The following is an 18550-nucleotide window of genomic DNA, read 5'->3' as shown; positions in this document are numbered from 1 at the left end:
GCCGACGGAGCGCTCCGAGCCTGCTTGCCCAGGGCACACGTGCAATCTGTGTCACGTATGTATCAAATAATAACCCTGTCGCAACAAGGAAGAATCGATTAACGAGGTACCTGTAGCGTTCACGTATCCCCTACAAGGGGCCAGGTAGCGAACGAGACGGGAGACAGGCATGGGCCGAGCACTGCGGGCAGACGCCGAGCGCAGTGTGCGCGCGATTCTGGAGGCGGCCGAGCGGGTCCTCGCCGAGGACGCCGGCGCCTCCATGGAGCAGATCGCCGAGGCCGCGGGGCTGACCAGGATCACGGTGCACCGCCGGTTCGCGAACCGGCAGTCCCTGCTGGAGGCCCTCGCCGTCTCCGCGAAACAGCAGCTCCTCGACGCCATCGGGGAAGCCCGCCCCGACTCCGCTCCCGCGCTCGTGGCCTTGTACCGGGTGACCGCGAACGTCCTGCGGGTCAAGAACACCTGGCGCTTCACCCTCAGTCACGCCACACCCCACACCAGCGCCGCGGCCGCGCTCTGGGAAGAGATCGACGCTTACACCGTCGAACTCCTGACCAGGGCGCGGAACGAGGGACTCCTCGCCCCCGAGGCGGACCTGGACTGGACGCGGCAGGTGTACTACGCCCTCCTCGGCGAAGCCCTCAACAGGCCCGGCGCGGACCAGGACCCGGAAGGGCTGGCCACGCTCGTCATCGACACACTCCTGTACGGGGCAGGGCCACGCCGCTGACCGGTGCAATCCACGATGAACCGGAGCGTCGGTCCCATCACTTTTGAGCAGTGAGCGATGCGTGAAGACCCCGGCGTTGGACGGGTGAAGGTGACGTCGCGTCAGGCCGGCTGCGGGGTGAAGGGATACAACTCGTCGGATCCGGCCTGTACGACGCCGTAGCTGCTCTCGGGTATCTCGTTCCAGGCGCCAGGCAGGTCAGCGAGGGGTTCGGACACGATGAGGCGGGTGTCGTCGGAAACTTCCCGAAGGAACGCGATATCAGGGTGCAGCTGGCGCAGTGTGTCCACGCGGGTGCTGAAGAACAAGGACCGGGAAGCGCCCTGGGTCGAGTAGCGGAAGGTCCACAGGCGTTCGCCGTCGGTCACGGCGATGGTCATCTGGAGCGGGAACTCGACCCCGTGGTCGCGGCCGATGCGCTCCACCACTCCCACCATCCGGGCCACAGCGCCCGGCGGGTCCTGCTCCAGGCCGAGGGTGATCGCCAGGTAGAACATCGTCTCCGAGTCCGTCGTCCCCTCGATGTCGGAGTACAGCGCGGGGTCGACTCGCAGGGCCAGCTCGCGGCGCGTGAGGTGGAAAGCTGTGATGCCACCGTTGTGCATCCACATCCAGCGGCCGTGCCGGAACGGGTGGCAGTTCGACTGCTGCACCGCCGTGCCGGTCGACGCCCGTATGTGGGCGAAGAACAACGGGGAGCGGACATGATCGGCGATCTCCCGCAGGTTGCGGTTGTTCCAGGCGGGGCCGACGTCCCTGAGCAAGGCCGGGGTGTCGATCTTCTCCTGCGCATACCATCCGACCCCGAAACCATCGCCGTTCGTCGTCTCGACACCCAGCCTGGAGTGGAGGCTCTGATCGATCAGCGAGTGAGCCGGTTTGTAGAGGATGGTGTCGAGCAGCAGAGGTGTTCCCGAGTAAGCGAGCCATCGACACATGAGCGATCACCTGTCCTGCCTGCACCTCCGGGAATACCTTGATGTCTCACTCGGGTATCCGGAGTCGTCATCGGTTTCGCCGGCTGCCCGGCTGCCGGGGCCCGCTCCCTGGTGGTCTGCTTCGAGCGCGCTGGAAACGGGTTGCCGCCTTTCCCGCGCTGAAGGCCGCCGTGTCCGCTGACCGGGTGGTTCCTGGCCAATCTCATTTTCGCCTCCCTCGCTCCGCATCGCCATGCGGGCGCCTCGGCACTGCGGCCCGGCGTCCCGCAGGGCCCGCCGGCGTCGTGTGGGGCCCGCATGACGTCGGCCGGGCAAGGGCCCGGGACGTCACACGGTTCCGACGGCCCCGCATGAACGTCGGCCGGGGAAGGCTGTTTCCCGGCTTCGCCACCGGAGGCTGATCTCCGATGCAGGATCACGTCGCCGCCTCTCTCCCGTGGACCACGGTCAGGTGGCGGCGCAGCCGGCCGAGGACGTCGAACTTCCCTGCCCTGCCGGGCTGGGAGCAGATGTCCCGACCGCCAGGACGCCTCGGAAAAGCACGCACGATCCGTTGACTTCTGGGCGGCCGGAACCCTAGCTTCAGCGTCGGCCGGTTCGGCAAACCGTGCGCTGTTCGATATACCGAACGATCTTCCGTGTTCGGTTGTACGCCTCCGGAAGGAACCCGTATGCCCCTTCAGCGTTTCGCCCCCCGAACAAGACGCTTGTGCAGAGCCGTCCTTGTCCGTACCGCGGTGCTCGCGATGGCCGCCGGTGCCCTGGTCGGCCTCCAGCACCAGCAGGCCACCGAACTGGACCGGGCGGAACCGGTCGCGGTGACGTCCAACCAGATCACGGTGCCCCCGGCGCCGATGGGCTGGGCCTCGTGGAACACCTTCGCCGCGAACATCGACTACAACGTGATCAAGGCGCAGGTCGACGCGTTCGTCGCGGCCGGACTGCCGGCGGCCGGGTACAAGTACATCAACCTCGACGAGGGCTGGTGGCAGGGCACCCGCGACAGCCAGGGCAACATCACCATCGACGAGTCCGAGTGGCCCGGCGGTATGAGCGCCATCGCCGACTACATCCACAGCAAGGGCCTCAAGGCGGGCATCTACACCGACGCGGGCAAGGACGGCTGCGGCTACTACTACCCGACGGGCCGCCCGGCCGCACCCGGCAGCGGCAGCGAGGGCCACTACGAGCAGGACATGCTCCAGTTCTCCAAGTGGGGCTTCGACTACGTCAAGGTCGACTGGTGCGGCGGCGACGTCGAGGGCCTCGACGCGAAGACGACGTACCAGGCCATCAGCGACGCCGCCGCCAAGGCGACCGCCACCACCGGCCGCGAGCTGAAACTGTCCGTCTGCAACTGGGGCAAGCAGAACCCCTGGAACTGGGGCGCCGGCATGGCCGCCCTGTGGCGTACCAACACCGACATCATCTTCCACGGCCAATCGCCGTCGTGGGACAGCATGCTCGCCAACTTCGACACCAACGTGCACCCTTCGGCCCAGCACACCGGCTACTACAACGACCCGGACATGCTCATGGTCGGTCTGAACGGCTTCACCGCCGCCCAGAACCGCAGCCACATGAACCTGTGGGCCATCTCGGGCGCCCCGCTCCTGGCCGGCAACGACATGACCACGATGAGCACGCAGACGCGTGACATCCTCACCAACCCCGAGGTCGTCGCCGTCGACCAGGACCCGCGCGGCCTCCAGGGCGTCAAGGTCGCCGAGGACACCACCGGACTGCAGGTCTACGGCAAGGTCCTGTCCGGCACCGGCAAGCGGGCCGTCGTCCTGCTCAACCGCACCTCCAGCGCGCAGAACATGACCGTCCGCTGGTCCGACCTCGGCCTGACAGGTGCCTCCGCCACGGTCCGCAACCTCTGGACGCGCTCCGACGTGGGCAGCTTCGGTACCAGTTACACCGTCTCCGTTCCCGCCAAGGACTCCGTGATGCTCACGGTCACCGGCGGCACCGAGGCCGCGAGCTCCACGTACGAGGCAGAGGCCACCGCCAACACCAAGGGCGGCTCCGCGGCCAACGCCACCTGCGCCAACTGCTCCGGCGGCACCAAGGTGGGCAACGTCGGCAACGGCGCCGCCAACACCCTCCGCTTCAACAACGTCACGGCCGGCGCCACAGGCACCAAGGTCGTCGACATCGCCTACACCAACGGCGCCAACGCCGCCCGTACGGCCGTCCTCCAGGTCAACGGACAGCAGGCCACCACGGTGTCCTTCCCGCCGACCGGCTCCTGGACCACGCCCGGCACCGTCTCGGTCGAGGTCTCCCTGGCCAAGGGCTCGTCGAACACCCTGACGTTCTCCAACTCCTCCGCCTGGACACCGGACTTCGACGCCATCGAGGTCCGCCCGCTGCCCGGCGCGAACGGCGCCCAGGTGGTCGGAACGCAGTCGAACCGCTGCCTCGACATCAACAACAACACCATCAGCAACGGTACCGACGCGCAGCTGTGGACCTGCAGCGGCGGTGAGAACCAGTCGTGGAACAACACCTCCCGCAAGCAACTCGTGGTCTACGGCAACAAGTGCCTGGACGCCTACAACCGTGGCACGACCAACGGCACAAGGGTCGTCATCTGGGACTGCAACGGCCAGAACAACCAGCAGTGGAACGTCAACGCGGACGGCACCATCACCAACGTGAACGCCGGCCTCTGCCTGGACGCCACCGGCGGGGGAACCGCCAACGGCACCAAGCTGGTCCTGTGGACCTGCAACGGCAACAACAACCAGAAGTGGACCCTGTCGTAGTCCGCTGCGTGACGTCGGCCTTCAAGACCCGGTTGTGGTCTTGAAGGCCGACACGGACCCAGCGCGACCGTCTGGCCGGGCCATCTCCGGCAGGTTGCCGGGCGGGCGGCGGCTGAGGGCCGTCGCCCGCCCGGAGCTGTGCCGACCCGCCCTACCCCGCGCAGTCGAGCCGGGCGTCGGCCCAGTCCGCGTGGTCGTGGGCGTTGCCGTCGCCGCTGTCCGAGACCACGAGGTGCAGCTCCTGGGCACCGGACACGTCGAGGTCCACGGGCAGGGGCTGTGAGGTGCCGGTGAGGACGGGGGTCGTGGTCAGCGTCCGGCCGTCGGCGGTCACGGAGAAGGTGACCGAGCCGTACGGGGCGACCTCGTCGTCGATCCCGACTGTGGCGGTGAACCGGCTGCAAGCGCCGCCGAGGAAGAACGCCACGTCGCTGTCGGCATGGGTGCCGAGACCCTTGTCGTGGACGGTACCGCGGATCGTGATCGGCAGTCCGTCGCCCGCCGCCTGCTCGCCGTTGGAGGTGTCCCGTTCCACCGGGCCCCAGCCGTTGCTGTCGGCGACGAACGACAGGTCGCTCAGGTAGGGGCTTCCGGTGGGCGGCGGGATCGGCACCTCGGTCTTCGCGGCGCCGTACGTCCAGTGCCGCACGCCGCCGCGGACATAGGTGGCGAGCGGCGAGAAGGTGACGGACACGGGGGTGGCGGCGGCTGTGGGGGCGGTGACGGTCCAGCTCGCCGTGACCGAGTGGCCGGGTGTGACCTTCGAGAAGGCCGTCGGTGTGGTGGCGGCGACCGTCCAGCCGGCCGGGGCACCGGGCCGCAGGGTGAGGCCGGTGGCCTCGTCGCCCGACGCCGGGACGGTGAAGGTGGCCCTGAGGGTCGCCGACTCACCCCGGTGGACCGTCGGCGGCAGTTCCGCGGCGACCGTGGCCGGGGGGTCGGCCGGGTGCCGTACGGGGGTGACGCTGAGGTTGTCGAACTCGTCGGTCTGGTAGCCGACCACGCCGAGGCCGACCTGTCCGGCCGCGTACGCGGAGTCGTCCACCGCGCCGACCGCCTTGTCGTCGACGCTCGCGGTGATCGTGGTGCCGCTGAAGCTCAGGCCGAGTGTGTGCCAGCGGTGGGTGCCGAGCGCCCGGGTGGTGCCGTCGGCGAGTGTGGTGAGCCGGCCGCTGGTGTCGCTCTTGACCACCGACCACTTACCGGTGTCGCCGACCCGCAGGAAGTAGCCCGCCTGATGCGACTGCGGCCGCTGCTGTTCGCCCGCCCGGCCGATGAGTTCGACGGTGCCGGGCTGCTCCAGGTAGACGTCCGAACTGACCGTGTAGTTCTTCCAGTCGGTGTCCCCGAGGAGGGCGAACGCGTCGCTGTCGTCCTGCCACTCGATGGGCTGCTGTGCGGCCATCTGCCGGACGCACGTGCCCGTACGCCCTCCGCCGCAGGGCGCGGTCTCGAAGGAACCCTGCATGTCGGAGAGGTACTTCGCCTCCCGTCCCGGAGTGTCCTGCTCGAAGGAGTCGCGGTACGGGAGTGCCAGGTGGCCCTGGGGCGGGCTGACGGCGCTGCCCTTGCCCTGGCCGGTGGTGGTGGTCAGGGAGTAGACGTGGCCGGGCTGGAGGGTGACCGAGAAGTGCCCGCCCTCGGGGGTCACGTCACCGGTGTGCACGAAACCGGCGGAGGTGCCGCCGGACTGGAGGTCGGTGTCCCAGATGTGCACCGTGCCGGTCGGCAGTCCGCCGGTGACGGTGAAGTCGGCGGTCTGGGCGCTGCTCGCGGTCGAGGTCTCCAGGATGGCGCTGTACGCCGAGTCGTCCGGAGACTTCAGCGTGACGTAGCTGCCATTGGTCCGGTCTCCGCCGAGGTAGCCGCTCGCCTTGTCGAGGAACTTCCATCCTGGCTGCGTGACTTGGGTGACCTGGGCCGTCGTCCAGAGGCTGGTGCCGAGGTCGTACGCCCCGGACCAGGGCTGGTTCGCCACCGCGAGGCCGACCGTGTCGTACGGCAGGTTGGGGTAGATCGCTGCCAGCAGCGGCCAGTTGAGGTAGGCGGTGAACTTGCCGTCGAGGTAGCCGCGGGTGATGGAGCGGATCAGGGCGCCGGCGCCGGTGTTCTCGTCCAGGGAGCCGTTCTCGCTGGCCCACAGGGGTTTGCCGGTGGCCTGGGCGTTGGCGGAGCTGTCGCAGGTGTTGGCGCTGCCGCCGTCGCCGCCCTCGCAGGGGTAGTGGACGCCGACGACGTCGACCGACGTGGCGAAGTCCGGGTCGGAGACGATGTCGTCCGCGACGTCCAGGCCCGAGTCGGCCCCGACGATCTGTATCGGGAGATGCTTGGCGGCGAGCGTGGCGTGCAGCTTCTCGTACCAGGAGATGTCGTAGCCGCGCTCGTTCCAGCCGCCCAGGTAGTCGATGTCCAGGCCGTGCCGGCGGGCGCAGCCCAGCCAGGCGGTCAGGTAGTCGATCATGTCCTGGGACCAGAAGTCGCCGCCGCCGGGGGAGTTGTCCGTGTTGCCGATCCAGCCGGGGGCGCCCCAGGCGAGGCCGTAGAGCTTGATGTGCGGGTTGCGCTTCCTGGCCTGCTCCATCAGCCACCACTCGTAGCCGCTGTCACAGCGCACGGTTCCCTTGGTGTGCTCGATGCTGGGCTCGGACCCGTCGGTGGAGTTGGTGTCACCGCCGATCTCCACCTTGAGCATCTGCAGGGCGGCGCCGTAGCCCGGTTTGAACAGGTAGTCCAGGATCCGGCTGCGCTGCGGCTCGGGATAGTTGATGAGCAGCCGCGAGTTGCCGCCGCCGCCGCTGATGGCACCGATGCCGTCGAAGGTGCGCCCGGTGCCGGAGCCGTCCACCGTGATGTCGGTCTTGCCCGGAACGGGTGCCTCACCGACGAAGTCGATCCGGTCGACGGTCACCGCGGTGCCGCTGGAGGCGGCGTTCTTCCGGCCGGTCGACGTGAGCGTGAAGGTGTGCGGGCCGTCGGGCAGCGTGGGACTGGTCCATACGGAGACGTCGCCGGTACGGGTGGCGCTGTAGAGGTCTACGTCGACGGGGGTGCCGCCGTCGACGGACACGGCGGCGATGCCATGGCCCGGGTCGGTGATCGCCCGGAAGGTGAGCTGCGTGCCGGTGAAGGCGAAGTCGACCGAGTCGCCGGTGTGTTCGGTCCAGCTGTTGGTGCCCTGATAGGGATTGGCGGGCGCTCCTTCGCCGCTCGCGTGGCCCCAGCCCGAGCCCTGGTAGTCGAACTGATCCCGGCCGCTTCCCTGGACGGAGTCGTCCACGGTGACGGTGGTGGCGGTGGCGGCGGTGTCTGCCGCGCGGATTCCGGCGGCCCCGGCCTTTGCCGTCGGTGACAGCAGGAGCGCGAGTGCGGTGAGGACCACGGCGCCCAGTCTGGGTGCACGGCTCCGTTGCGACTGGGACATACGCGCTCCCGGTGTTACAGGGTGGCGGAGGGAACAACTCCGCGCACAGTGCTACAGGAGCTCACGCAGTCGGGCAATGTTCGGGACAGGATTCAACAGAAGATTGCACGAGTACCCAGGTCGCCGCGCACGCCCCGAATGGCAGGCCCGGTCGGCTCGTTCTCCCCGCTGTCGCACGCGCGAAATGCCAGGCGGTGCGGTGCGGTTCGTCAGGAGTCGCGCTCGAAGGAGTGGACGTCGGCGGGGTGGACCAGGCCGTGGTCACGCCTCCCGCGGCGCCGGAAGCTCGCCCGAGCCTCGGACGATCAGTCGGGTGGGAACGGTGATGGTGCGGGCGCGCGAGCGGTCGCCGTCGAGTCGGGCCAGCGCGGTGGTCGCGGCTGCCCTGCCGAGTTCTTCCGCGTCCTGGGAGACGACCGTCAGAGCCGGCTCGAGTGCCTCGGCGAGCGACACGTCGTCGAAGGCGACGACGGCCACGTCCTTGCGCTTGCTGCGGGCGAGTTCGGCGACGATGCCCAGCGCCATGATGTTGTTGCCGGCGAACAGGGCCGTGGGGGGATCGGCGAGGCCGAGGAGCTGGGCGGTCGCGGCCTCGGCGTGCTGCTGGTCGTGGGCGTTGGTGACGAGCGAGCGGTCGTAGGGGATGTCCGCTTCCCGCAGCGCGGAGCGGTAGCCGGCCAGCCGTTCACGGCGGGTGTAGAGCTTCGGGGGCAGGTCGCCGAGGAAGCCGATGCGCCGGTGTCCGTGGGCGACGAGGTGGGCGACGCCGGCGTGGGCTCCGGCTCGGTTGGAACTGACGATGCTGTCCGTGGCGAGGCCGGCTCCGGGCCGGTCGAGGAAGATCACCGGCAGTCCCGCCGTGCGATGGGACTTCAGGTGGGAGTGGTCGGCGCCGACGGACGGAACGACGATGAGGATGCTGACGCGCCGGGCCAGGAACTTGTCCGTCAGGGCACGTTCGCGATCGGGGTCGTCCGCGGAAGAGCCCATGAGGAGGGTCAGTCCGCGTTCGCGGACGGTGTCCTCGATGGCGCGGGCAACGGCTCCGAAGAAGGGGTTGGCGAGATCGGGGATGACCAGGCCGATGGTGGTGTCGGGTCCGCCGACGCGGATGTTGCGGGCCATGAGGTTCGGCTGGAAGCCGAGCTTGGCCACCGCGGCGAGCACCTGTTCCCTGGTCTGTGGGGAGGCGGGTCCGTCCTCGTTGAGGACCCGGGAGACCGTCTTGGCGCTGACGCCGACTTCTCGGGCGACGTCGGCCAGGGTGGGGCGGCGGTTCGCTGCCATCGCGGAAACGGTCTCCTGTGCTCGTCGGTTCCGGCCGCGGCCTCGGCCGGAATCCGTGAGTGGCTTCAGTCGTACGTCAGTTGGCCTGGACGCCCGCGGCCTTCGCGGCCTCGGAATCCGCCACGACAGTATCTCCGGCCTCGTCGATGCTGAGCGCGCCGGTCATGATGGCGACGACCTCGGCCATGGAGTAGTCGGAGGGCTTGATCAGGGCGGCACGTCGCCCCAGTCGGTGAACGTGGATCCGGTCGGCGATCTCGAAGACGTGGGGCATGTTGTGGCTGATCAGGACGACCGGCATGCCCTTGTCGCGGACTCGGCGGATGAGGTCCAGGACCTGGCCGGACTCCTTGACGCCGAGGGCGGCGGTCGGTTCGTCCATGACGACGACGGAGCGGGCCCAGGCGACGGCGCGGGCGACCGCGACGGCCTGCCGCTGCCCGCCGGAGAGGGTCTCGACCGCCTGAGTGAGTGAGCGCAGGCCGATCTTCAGGTCGGCCATGTGCTCGGCGGCCTCCTGGCGCATCCGCTTCTTGTCGAGCATGCGGAAGGTGCTGCCGAGGAAGCCGGGGCGGCGGAGCTCGCGCCCGAGGAACACGTTCGAGGCGATGTCCATGGAGGCGGCCACGGCGAGGTCCTGATAGACCGTCTCGATGCCGTGGGCGCGTGCGCTCTGGGGACCGGAGAAGGTGATGGGCTCACCGCCCAGCCGTATCTCCCCCGCGTCGGGGACCACCGCGCCGGTGAGGGCCTTGATGAGGCTGGTCTTGCCCGCGCCGTTGTCGCCGATGACCGCGAGGACCTCGCCGGGCAGCAGGTCGAAGTCGGCACCGTCGATGGCGGTGACCTGGCCGTACCGCTTGACCAGACCACGGGCCTGCAGCACGGGGGTGGGGGACGAGGTGGCGCTCATCGGGCCTTCTTCCGGGACATCTGGTCGACGGTCACCGCGAGGATGACCAGAACGCCGGTGATCAGGGTCTGGTAGATGGAGGCAACGCCCATCAGCTGGAGGCCGTTGCGGAACACGCCCACGATGAGGACACCGATGAACGTGCCCAGCACCGAGCCGCGTCCGCCGAAGAGGCTGGTGCCGCCGAGGACCACGGCGGTGATGCTGTCGAGGTTGTCGGTCTGCCCGGCCTGCGGATCGCCCACTCCGGTGCGGGAGATGAGCAGCAGGGCGGCGATGCCGTACAGCAGGCCGGCCACGGTGTAGATGCCGATGGTGAGGCGGGAGGTGCGGATGCCGTTGAGGCGGGCCGCTTCGGCGCTGTTGCCCAGGGCGTAGACGTGCCGGCCCCAGCCGGTGCTGCTCAGCGAGTAGGCGAGGAGCAGGAACAGGGCGATGGTGACCAGGGAGCCGTAGGTGATGTCGGTGTGGCCGAGGGGGAAGGTCTCCCCGAGCGCCGTGAGCGGGCCGGGCAGGTTGGTGACCGTCTGCTCCGCGGAGTAGATGTGGGTCAGGGCGAACGCCACGTTGAGCATGCCGAGGGTCACGATGAACGGCGGCAGCGGGATCTTCTGCACCAACAGCCCGTTGAGCAGCCCGAAACCACCGCAGACGACTATGCCCAGCGCGATCGCGACGAGCGGGGGAAGAGAGCCCTCGGCCGCCATCTTGGCGATCACGATGCTGCCGAAGGCCATCACGGCCCCGCACGACAGGTCGATGCCCGCGGTGAGGATGATCAGGGTCTGCCCGATGGCGAGGGTGCCCACGACCATGACCTGTTGGACGATCAGCGAGAAGTTGCCGCCGGTGAGGAACTGGTCGGTGGAGAAGGAGAAGAAGGCGCAGGCCAGGAGGAGGGCGGCCAGGGGTCCGGTGGTCGGCGCGGTGAGCAGTCTGCGGGCTGTGGTCGGTGCTTTGAGCTCGGCGTACGGCGTGGTCGTGGCTGTCATGCGAAGTCCTTGTCGGAAGACAGATGTCCTTGTCGGAGGACGAGGGCTCAAGGCCCCGCCGCCGGGACAAGGGGGGCGGTCGTCCCTGGTCGGGGAGGTGAGCCGACCGCCCCGCTCAGGGGAGTGGCGGTGTCGTACGGTCCCGGGGCGGCTCAGCCCCAGCAGTTGTCCAGGCCGTACGCGGTGTCCTTGGACGTGACCCCGTCCTGCGCCTTGTCGGTGATCAGGGTGACGCCGGTGTCGGTGTAACCGGACGCCTTCTTGCCGTCCTTGGCGTACGTCACGACGGCCTTGACGCCCTCGGCGGCCATCTTCAGCGGGTACTGCTGCGAGGTCGCGGCGATCTTGCCGTCCTTGACGGCCTGGGTGCCGGTGCAGCCGCCGTCGACGGAGACGATCAGTACGTCCTTCTCCCGGCCCTTCGCCTTCAGGGCGGTGTACGCGCCCAGGGCGGCCGGTTCGTTGATGGTGTAGACGACGTTGATGTCGGGCGCCTTCTGCAGGCAGTTCTCCATGGCGGTCTGGCCCTTGGCCTGGTCGCCGCCGGTGTCCTGGGCACACACGACGTCCTTGTCGGTGGCGCCGAAGCCCTTCAGGAAACCGTTGTGCCGCTGCACGCCGACGGAGACGCCCGGCGCCAGGTCGAGAGCGGCTATCTTCGCCGTCTTGCCCTTCATGGCGGCCTTGGCGTACTCGCCGATCAGCTGGCCGGCCTTGAGGTTGTCGGTGGCGAAGAGGGCGTCGACCGCGTCCTCCGGCTCGGTCGGGGTGTCCAGCGCGATGACCAGGACGCCCTTGGCGCGGGCCTTCTGGATCGCGGGCACGATCGCCTTGGAGTCGCTCGGGGTGATCAGGATGCCCTTCACCCCGGCGGCGACCATGTTCTCGATGGCGGTGACCTGACCGGCGTTGTCCCCGTCGAACTTGCCTGCGGCGGTGGACAGTTGGGCGCCGTTCTCCTTGGCGGCCTTCTCCGCGCCCTCCTTCATCTTCACGAAGAACGGGTTGGTGTCGGTCTTGGTGATCAGACCGACCTTGACGCTGCCCGAGCCGGAGCTCGTGGAGCCCGAACCGGAGCCGGACCCACAGGCCGTCAGCGTGAGGGTCGCGACACCCGCGACCGCGGCGGCTCTGAGGAGGGAGGAGGACAGGCGAGTGGTGCGAGACATGAACGACTCCTGTGGGTAGCGGGCGGCACGGGGTTGGATCGGAGCGGGCTGCCCGGGGTGTCATCGATGACTTATGTCATCGTTGACACTGCCTGGCGAGGATGATGGACTCCGCATCCCGGCAACGTCAATGCCTTCCACTCGTCACAAATCGGCAACGCCGCTGTCGTAGCCCTGCGGCCGGTCAGTGACCGCGCCGCCGGGCCGCCCCTTCGCCGACATTTTCCGAGCCCCGCAAGAAACCTTCGGAGCCCTTCCGAGCCCTGTAAGAAACCTTCCGTGTCCTCCCGAGAGAGAGCAGCCCCATGAGCCCGCGTCCGATCACCGTTCTGGGAGAGTGCGTCGCGGACGCCTTCACCGAACCGGCGAACGCCCCCGACGAACTCGCCCTTCGGGTGCTGCCCGGCGGCGGACCCGCGAATACGGCGGTGGCCCTGGCCCGGCTGGGGACGCCGGCCCGTTTCCTCGCGCGCCTGTCCGGCGACGTGTTCGGACGTCTGTTCCGGACCCACCTGGAGGCGTCCGGCGTCGACCTGTCGTACGCCGTCGCCGCCGCCGAGCCCAGCACGCTGGCCGTGGCGGAGCTGGATGCCGCCGGGCAGGCCGCGTTCTCCTTCCACGCACAGGAGACGGCCGACTGGCAGTGGAGTCCGGGGGAACTGGCAAGGGTGGATCTGTCCGAAACGGCCTGTGTGCACACCGGGTCGCTGGCCCTGGTCCGGGAGCCCGGCGGGGCGGTGGTGGAGGAGTTCCTGGCGGCGGCGGCTCCGCGGGCCACCATCAGCATCGATCCCAACGTCCGGCCGCTGCTCGTGCGACCCGAGGCCTACCGCGCCCGGCTGGCGCACTGGTGCGCTCTCGCCGACATCCTGCGGCTGAGCGAGGACGACCTGGCACTGCTCCTGCCGGGCACCCCGCCCGAGGAGGCGTGCGACATCTGGCACGCCGCGGGGGTGCGGCTCGTCGTGATCACGCTCGGCGCCGAGGGCGCCCTGGCCTCACTCGACGGCGAACGGCTGAGGGTGCCCGCGGTGACTACGCGGGTCGTCGACACGGTCGGCGCGGGGGACTCCTTCACCGCCGGCCTGCTGCACCATCTCGGCGCGGCCGGGCTTCTCGGTGGCCGGCTGGCCGGTCTCGGCCTCGACGATGTCGCGGAAGCCTGCCGGTTCGGCGCTCGGGTCGCGGCCCTGACCTGCTCGGTTGCCGGTCCAAATCCGCCCTGGCAGAACCAGTTGGGGCAGCTGACGGCCGCCGGTGGGGCCTGAACGGTTCGGCGGGCCACGCCGGGCACTGAGCTCACGAAGAACCTGAAAAGGACACGAGATCATGAAGAAAACCCTGCTCGCCGAGTTCACCGCCCGTGAGGGAGCGCAGGACGAGGTCGCCCGCCTGATCGGGGACTACGCCCTGAAGGTGCGCGAGGAAGAAGGCAACATCGCCTTCGACGTCTACACCAAGGCAGCCGACCCGCGCGCCTTCTGGATCTTCGAGGTGTACCGGGACGAGGACGCCTTCCAGGCGCACCTCAAGGCCCCGTACGGCGGTCCTTTCAACGCCGCCCTCGTCCCGCTGATCGAAGAGGACGCCTCCGTGCTGACGTTCCTCGATCCGCTGGCCTGACGCGCGAGCCGGCCGGCGGCCGCCATGACAAGGGCCCCCACCGGGGCGCGAATCGGCACCCGCGACAAGCCACGCGGCCCGATCACGCGGACGTACTGGGGCACGCGGACTTACTGGCTCGGGGAGTCGGGTGGGGGCGCTGGGACCGGGGCAACTGGTGAGCCGGGGCCCGCTGCAGCGGCCGGCTCGGCGCGTCGGCCCGCTGCCTTGTCAGTAGCCGACGTAGAACGTGGCGTCCGCTTTCTCCGTCGTGGTGGAGACGGGGTCGATGCGCAGCACGTAGTCGTAGTGCCGGATGTAGCGCGTCGGGAAGTTGTGCGAGCGGAAGGACGACCAGGAGGAATCGGCCAGCCCGGCGGTCTTGTGGAAAGTGGCGTCCGCGGCGAACGTCGACGTGCCGTCGTTCTCGTCCAGCCGCAGGTTGTAGTTGTAGTGCCGCAGGTAGCGGGTGGGGTAGTTCACCGACTGCAAGGACACGCCCGCACTGTCGGCCAGGCCGGGCACGAGCTTCCACTGTGAGTCGGGGTACGGGTCGAACGGGTAGGGGTCGATACGGCCGACGTTGTCGGCGTGGCGGACGTAGCGGTCCGGGTAGTTGTAGGACTTCAGCCGGTTCCAGGCGGGACTTCCCCACTTGGCCACGAGGTTGTCGTACTCGCTCGTGCTGATCGTCTCGATGGTGCAGTGCTTGGAGTTGAGGGGCTGGGTGTAGAGGCGCTGGTCCAGCGCGGTCCAGGTGCCGGCGGCCAGGTCGGTGCTCTGCCAGGCGTAGAAGACGCCGTTGGGCGTGTAGGTGTCGCCCCACAGGTACCAGGTGCCGGAGGTCAGGGACTTCACCAGGACCGGAGCCTCGGTGCCGCCGTGGGAGACCGGTGTGCTGAAGGGCGTGAAGCTGCCCGGGGCGAGGGTGGTGGACCGTGCGCCGACGAGGGTCTGGTCCTTCTTGTAGTAGAGGTAGTTGACGCCGTTCACGCCCACGGCGAGGTCGCCGTCGATGATGTCGTAACCGGGGTCGAAGAAGACCTGCGGGGACGTCACGGTCTGGAAGTCGGTGGTGTAGTTCACCATGATCACGTTGTGACCGCTGGAGTTGACGGACGAGTAGATGATCCCGTACTGGCTGCGACCGGCGTCCCAGAACGCCTCGGGTGCCCAGCTGTGGGTGACCATGTCGTGCAGCTTCAGCCGGCGGTAGCCGGTGAAGGTGCGCAGGTCCGTCGAGTCCCAGACATGGATGTACTGGCTGTTGTAGTTCCAGTCGGTGCCCTTGAGGTCGGTGGCGAGTACGACGAAGGCGCCGTCCTGCTTGCGCATGATGAACGGGTCACGCAGCCCGCCCGCGCCCGCCGTCGGCGTGACCACCGGGTTGTTCTGGTTCAGCGGCATCCACCTCAGGCCGTCGGTGCTGACCGCCAGGTGCAGGCCGTAGTTGGCCTCGAGCATGGTCGTGGACTCGGTGAAGTAGCCCATGACGTAGGCGGAGTCCGCGGCGTGGGCGGGAAGTGCGCCGAGGGTCAGCGTTCCGGTCACGGCCAGCGGTACGGTCGCGGCCATCCCGAGGAACAGCCGGCGCGACGGGTGGGAGCCGGGACTGGGTGTTGCGCTCATCTGCTCTCCAAGGTGCGTGCGGTGCGGGTGGGCGGCCGTGCCGCGTGGGGGAGGACATGCTGGAGGACCGCGCCCTCCGTCCGACAGGACCGATGGCCGGTATTTCGAACGGAGTTCGGTGAATCGATCAGAAAGTAGAGGTGGGTCGAGTGCGCGTCAATTGTTCTGACGTTCCTCGTTGATTTCAGCGGGAAAATCGATTCCGGTGGGAAAGAGGGCGACCGCGATGAGCGCTACGGCCGCGAAGACGATCATCACCGCGGGCAGGGTCTTCGCTCCGACGCCGTCGACGAAGACCGGCATGCCGCCGCTCTGGACGCTGTCAGGAACGCGGCGGCCGGCGGCGGGGCGTGAGGCCTGCTTCTCGTCCCGCGGCTCTCTGAATCCGTAGGGCGAGGTACTCCCGGGCGACTCCGCGTCAGTCGCGGCGGCCGAGGGCTTCCAGGACGGATGCGAGCTGACGCAGTGGTTCCGGCCCGACGATGCGCAGTGCGACCGTGTCCGCTCCGGCCGTCTCCAGCGCGCGGATCTGCTCGGCGGCCGACGCCGGCCGGCCGGAGACGGCGAACACGTCCTCCTGCGCGCGGCCGAGCCAGGCGCCTTGGCCCTCGGTGTGCGGGTGCAGGGTCCGGGCCACCTCGTCGGGGTCCTCGCCGACACAGCAGAAGGAGAGCACCGTCAGCGTGTGGCCGGAGGTGGCTCCGCCCTTCGCGGTCAGCGCCCGGGCGGTCTCCAGGTCACCCGGGCCGTGGCCCTCGGCGATCAGCGTGCCGTCCGCGACCCGGCCGGACAGCTCCAGCGACCGGGGCCGTACCACGCCCGCGACCACCGGCGGCGGCTCGGCGGGCGGGTGCACCAGCTGGATGCCGTCCAGACGCACCTCCCGGCCCTCCACCTCGACCCGCTCCCCGCGCAGCAGCGCGCGTACGGCGGTGATCGTCTCCTCCAGCAGGGCCAGCGGCGAACGCGGCGCGACGCCGACCGAGACCATCCACCCCCGCACCCCGTGCCCGATCCCGGCCACCAGCCGTCCCGGGAACACCCGGGCCAGCGTGGCCAGTTCCATCGCCAGCAGCGCCGGACTGCGCAAGGGGGCCGGCGTGATCCCGATGCCCACCCGCAGCCGCTCGGTCGCGCCCAGCGCCACGGCCGCCGCCGACACCCCGCCGCTCCAGCCGAGGTCCTCGACCACCCACAGGTCGTCCACCCCGAGTGCCTCGGCCTGCCGCGCGAATCCGGGCAGCCCCTCCGGGGCCCAGTCGCGGTCGTACATCACACCGATCCGAAGGTTCGTCATCGTCGGAACCTGTGCTCCCCTCGCGGAATCGATCAACGCCGTGTTCCAGGCCGCCGGTTCCGGTGACAGGCCGGCGAACGGCGGGACTCCGCCCCTGTCCGGGGCGGAGCCTTCGCGGCTGCGGTGCTCCGGTCAGCGCTGGACCGGCTTGCCGCGGCCCCAGGCCCAGGCGAGGCGGTCGGCGCCGGACTGGTTGGTGGTGGCCAGCCAGGGGCGGGCCGGGTCGCCGATGAGAGTCTGCATCGAGTACGTGTCGTCGGTGCGCAGGCCCGGCCAGTACACGGAGCCCATCTTGAGCTCGCGGAAGGTGTCGGTGACGGCCTGGACGTAGTTGACGAAGTTGTTGGACGCGTCCGGCTTGTTGTAGTTCAGGCCGGTCGTCATCGGAGCGCCGAACTCGTCGGCGACGGTGCGGTTCGCGCAGTCGCCGATGCGCACCTTGAGGTCGGCCACCCACTGGTCGTAGGTGGCGTAGTCCTTCCAGAACCCGTAGTGGTGCAGGGAGAGGTACGTGCCCTTCAGGCGCGGGTCGGCGCAGACCGAGGTGACGTGGTCGTTGTAGCCGGCGCCGCTGACGAAGACCCGGTCGCGCGGGACCGAGGGGTAGGTCGCGAGCCACTTCGCGGCGATGTCGGCCCACTGGGCGTCGGTGTAGCCGTGCGGCTCGTTCATCGGCTCGAAGTAGACGCGCTTGTCGTTCTGGTAGGCCTTGACGACGGTGTTCCACATCGGCCAGAACGTGGCCTCGTCGTCGATGAAGCCGTCCTTCTGGGCGCCGGTGCCCTCCCAGTACGACACGATGACCTTGAAGCCCTGGGCCGAGGCCGCGTCGATGACCGCGCGGTACGACTTCCAGTAACTGCCGTTGACCGTGTACGGGTTGATGGGCAGCCGCACGGTGTTGGCGCCGAGGTTGGCGCGGAAGGCCGAGATGATCCGGCTCGCCTTGGTGTACGTCTGCCGGTAGCTGTCGGAGAGCGACAGGCCGGACAGGACGACCGGGTCGTCGGCGAAGTTGTCGCGCGGGTCGGCCCAGTTGACGCCCTTGAACTGGGTCGTGTCGGTGCTCGGCGCGGCGGCGGAGGCGGGGCTGCCGGCGAGGGTCGTACCGGTGACCGCGGCGATCGCGACGGCCACGAAGGCGGCCCGCAGCCGGGGGGTGCGGCGGTTTCTGGTGGGGGTCTTGCGCATCAGCTTGCCCTTTCAGGAGGTGGCGGCTCGGCGCGTGGGGGAGGCGCGTCGGGCCGCCGTGTTTACGCAAACATGATCGAACAGACGATCGGTGTTTACGTAAACATCGCGGCGCCGGAATCGTGGCATCCGGCTTGGGTCGCGTCAAGGTTTCCCGCACGTAACATCTCCCGTCCTCCCGGGCTCGCAGGCCATCGCGTCGTACGGGACAGGAGTCATCGCGTTGCCGCGAGGGTATGGCGGGGGCAATGGCAACGAAGACGAAGCACGGCCGGTCTCGGCCCGCCCCCATGGATGTGCGGGTCGGGCGTCCTCCCCGGGAAGCAGCCGGACCCTCGCGGGTCCTGCTCCGGGGTCAGGGCGACTGCCTCCCCGGGCACGATGTGCCCGGGTTGCGGGAGGACGAGGCTGGTCACATCGGATGCGGGGTGGCCCGTCACCTCGTACCGGCCCAAGGCCCAAGGAGGACGTCATGAACCGTCAGATCCGGGTGCGCGTCAACCGTAGGCCCGCGGCCCCGCGCGATGTGACGATCGACCGCAGGACTCCGTCGGGGCGGATCCTGCCGTACTGACGGCACGGATCGTGCCGTACTGACTGCGCC

14 protein-coding genes are annotated in these 18550 nt (G+C 69.2%); 4 read left to right on the top strand and 10 right to left on the bottom strand.

What is annotated here, in order from left to right:
- Positions 1 to 169: 169 nt before the first annotated feature.
- Complete coding sequence (locus tag ACIBK3_RS04430) at positions 170 to 733, top strand: TetR/AcrR family transcriptional regulator (RefSeq protein ID WP_399361740.1); 564 nt, start codon at positions 170 to 172, stop codon at positions 731 to 733.
- Between the two features lie 101 nt (positions 734 to 834).
- Here the strand turns inward: ACIBK3_RS04430 and ACIBK3_RS04425 are convergent, their stop codons facing one another.
- Complete coding sequence (locus ACIBK3_RS04425) at positions 835 to 1671, bottom strand: class II glutamine amidotransferase (RefSeq protein WP_399361738.1); 837 nt, start codon at positions 1669 to 1671, stop codon at positions 835 to 837.
- Between the two features lie 671 nt (positions 1672 to 2342).
- Between ACIBK3_RS04425 and ACIBK3_RS04420 the strand changes: the two genes are divergently transcribed.
- Positions 2343 to 4445, top strand: a complete 2103-nt coding sequence (locus ACIBK3_RS04420) for a ricin-type beta-trefoil lectin domain protein (RefSeq protein ID WP_399361735.1) — start codon at positions 2343 to 2345, stop codon at positions 4443 to 4445.
- Positions 4446 to 4596: 151 nt separating this feature from the next.
- Here ACIBK3_RS04420 and ACIBK3_RS04415 read toward each other — a convergent pair whose 3' ends face one another.
- The 5 genes from ACIBK3_RS04415 to ACIBK3_RS04395 all read right to left on the bottom strand — a co-directional run bounded on the left by ACIBK3_RS04415 (position 4597) and on the right by ACIBK3_RS04395 (position 12227).
- On the bottom strand, positions 4597 to 7824 hold the full coding sequence (locus ACIBK3_RS04415) for an NPCBM/NEW2 domain-containing protein (RefSeq protein ID WP_399361733.1): 3228 nt from the start codon (positions 7822 to 7824) through the stop codon (positions 4597 to 4599).
- 303 nt (positions 7825 to 8127) lie between these two features.
- Positions 8128 to 9153, bottom strand: coding sequence for a LacI family DNA-binding transcriptional regulator (locus tag ACIBK3_RS04410; protein WP_399361731.1), 1026 nt, complete (start codon positions 9151 to 9153; stop codon positions 8128 to 8130).
- A gap of 76 nt (positions 9154 to 9229) precedes the next feature.
- Positions 9230 to 10066, bottom strand: a complete 837-nt coding sequence (locus ACIBK3_RS04405) for an ATP-binding cassette domain-containing protein (protein ID WP_399361729.1) — start codon at positions 10064 to 10066, stop codon at positions 9230 to 9232.
- Positions 10063 to 11058 carry an ABC transporter permease gene (locus ACIBK3_RS04400; RefSeq protein ID WP_399361727.1) on the bottom strand — a complete coding sequence of 332 codons (996 nt, stop codon included), beginning with the start codon at positions 11056 to 11058 and terminating at the stop codon, positions 10063 to 10065. Before ACIBK3_RS04400 ends, ACIBK3_RS04405 begins: the two co-directional genes overlap by 4 nt.
- 152 nt (positions 11059 to 11210) lie before the next feature.
- Positions 11211 to 12227 (bottom strand): sugar ABC transporter substrate-binding protein, encoded by a 1017-nt coding sequence (locus tag ACIBK3_RS04395; RefSeq protein WP_399361725.1) that lies wholly within the window; start codon positions 12225 to 12227, stop codon positions 11211 to 11213.
- Positions 12228 to 12532: 305 nt separating this feature from the next.
- Here ACIBK3_RS04395 and ACIBK3_RS04390 point away from each other — a divergent pair, with 305 nt between their 5' ends.
- A complete protein-coding gene (locus tag ACIBK3_RS04390; protein WP_399361723.1) occupies positions 12533 to 13495 on the top strand; it encodes a carbohydrate kinase in 963 nt (320 codons plus the stop codon).
- Between the two features lie 61 nt (positions 13496 to 13556).
- A complete protein-coding gene (locus tag ACIBK3_RS04385; protein ID WP_399361721.1) occupies positions 13557 to 13850 on the top strand; it encodes a putative quinol monooxygenase in 294 nt (97 codons plus the stop codon).
- Positions 13851 to 14060: 210 nt separating this feature from the next.
- Here ACIBK3_RS04385 and ACIBK3_RS04380 read toward each other — a convergent pair whose 3' ends face one another.
- The 4 genes from ACIBK3_RS04380 to ACIBK3_RS04365 all read right to left on the bottom strand — a co-directional run bounded on the left by ACIBK3_RS04380 (position 14061) and on the right by ACIBK3_RS04365 (position 17946).
- Positions 14061 to 15458, bottom strand: a complete 1398-nt coding sequence (locus ACIBK3_RS04380) for a glycoside hydrolase family 43 protein (RefSeq protein ID WP_399361719.1) — start codon at positions 15456 to 15458, stop codon at positions 14061 to 14063.
- A 156-nt stretch (positions 15459 to 15614) separates the two neighbouring features.
- Entirely contained in the window at positions 15615 to 15761 is a 147-nt protein-coding gene (locus ACIBK3_RS04375) for a hypothetical protein (protein ID WP_399361717.1), read from the bottom strand.
- A 115-nt stretch (positions 15762 to 15876) separates the two neighbouring features.
- Positions 15877 to 16755 carry an LLM class flavin-dependent oxidoreductase gene (locus ACIBK3_RS04370; protein WP_399361715.1) on the bottom strand — a complete coding sequence of 293 codons (879 nt, stop codon included), beginning with the start codon at positions 16753 to 16755 and terminating at the stop codon, positions 15877 to 15879.
- Positions 16756 to 16887: 132 nt separating this feature from the next.
- A complete protein-coding gene (locus ACIBK3_RS04365; RefSeq protein WP_399361713.1) occupies positions 16888 to 17946 on the bottom strand; it encodes a glycoside hydrolase family 5 protein in 1059 nt (352 codons plus the stop codon).
- Between the last annotated feature and the right edge of the window lie 604 nt (positions 17947 to 18550).

Source organism: Streptomyces sp. NPDC050287 (assembly GCF_044459385.1).
In the GTDB taxonomy this organism is placed as follows: Bacteria; Actinomycetota; Actinomycetes; order Streptomycetales; family Streptomycetaceae; genus Streptomyces.
The sequence above is the reverse complement of the archived record's forward strand: the minus strand, read 5'-3'. Positions and strand labels throughout refer to the sequence as shown.

What these genes read in the sequence shown, in the direction of transcription:
- ACIBK3_RS04430 (WP_399361740.1), top strand. Translation starts at nt 170, where the DNA reads ATGGGCCGAGCACTGCGGGCAGACGCCGAGCGCAGTGTGCGCGCGATT.
- ACIBK3_RS04425 (WP_399361738.1), bottom strand. Translation starts at nt 1,671, where the DNA reads ATGTGTCGATGGCTCGCTTACTCGGGAACACCTCTGCTGCTCGACACC.
- ACIBK3_RS04420 (WP_399361735.1), top strand. Translation starts at nt 2,343, where the DNA reads ATGCCCCTTCAGCGTTTCGCCCCCCGAACAAGACGCTTGTGCAGAGCC.
- ACIBK3_RS04410 (WP_399361731.1), bottom strand. Translation starts at nt 9,153, where the DNA reads ATGGCAGCGAACCGCCGCCCCACCCTGGCCGACGTCGCCCGAGAAGTC.
- ACIBK3_RS04405 (WP_399361729.1), bottom strand. Translation starts at nt 10,066, where the DNA reads ATGAGCGCCACCTCGTCCCCCACCCCCGTGCTGCAGGCCCGTGGTCTG.
- ACIBK3_RS04400 (WP_399361727.1), bottom strand. Translation starts at nt 11,058, where the DNA reads ATGACAGCCACGACCACGCCGTACGCCGAGCTCAAAGCACCGACCACA.
- ACIBK3_RS04395 (WP_399361725.1), bottom strand. Translation starts at nt 12,227, where the DNA reads ATGTCTCGCACCACTCGCCTGTCCTCCTCCCTCCTCAGAGCCGCCGCG.
- ACIBK3_RS04390 (WP_399361723.1), top strand. Translation starts at nt 12,533, where the DNA reads ATGAGCCCGCGTCCGATCACCGTTCTGGGAGAGTGCGTCGCGGACGCC.
- ACIBK3_RS04385 (WP_399361721.1), top strand. Translation starts at nt 13,557, where the DNA reads ATGAAGAAAACCCTGCTCGCCGAGTTCACCGCCCGTGAGGGAGCGCAG.
- ACIBK3_RS04380 (WP_399361719.1), bottom strand. Translation starts at nt 15,458, where the DNA reads ATGAGCGCAACACCCAGTCCCGGCTCCCACCCGTCGCGCCGGCTGTTC.
- ACIBK3_RS04375 (WP_399361717.1), bottom strand. Translation starts at nt 15,761, where the DNA reads ATGCCGGTCTTCGTCGACGGCGTCGGAGCGAAGACCCTGCCCGCGGTG.
- ACIBK3_RS04370 (WP_399361715.1), bottom strand. Translation starts at nt 16,755, where the DNA reads ATGACGAACCTTCGGATCGGTGTGATGTACGACCGCGACTGGGCCCCG.
- ACIBK3_RS04365 (WP_399361713.1), bottom strand. Translation starts at nt 17,946, where the DNA reads ATGCGCAAGACCCCCACCAGAAACCGCCGCACCCCCCGGCTGCGGGCC.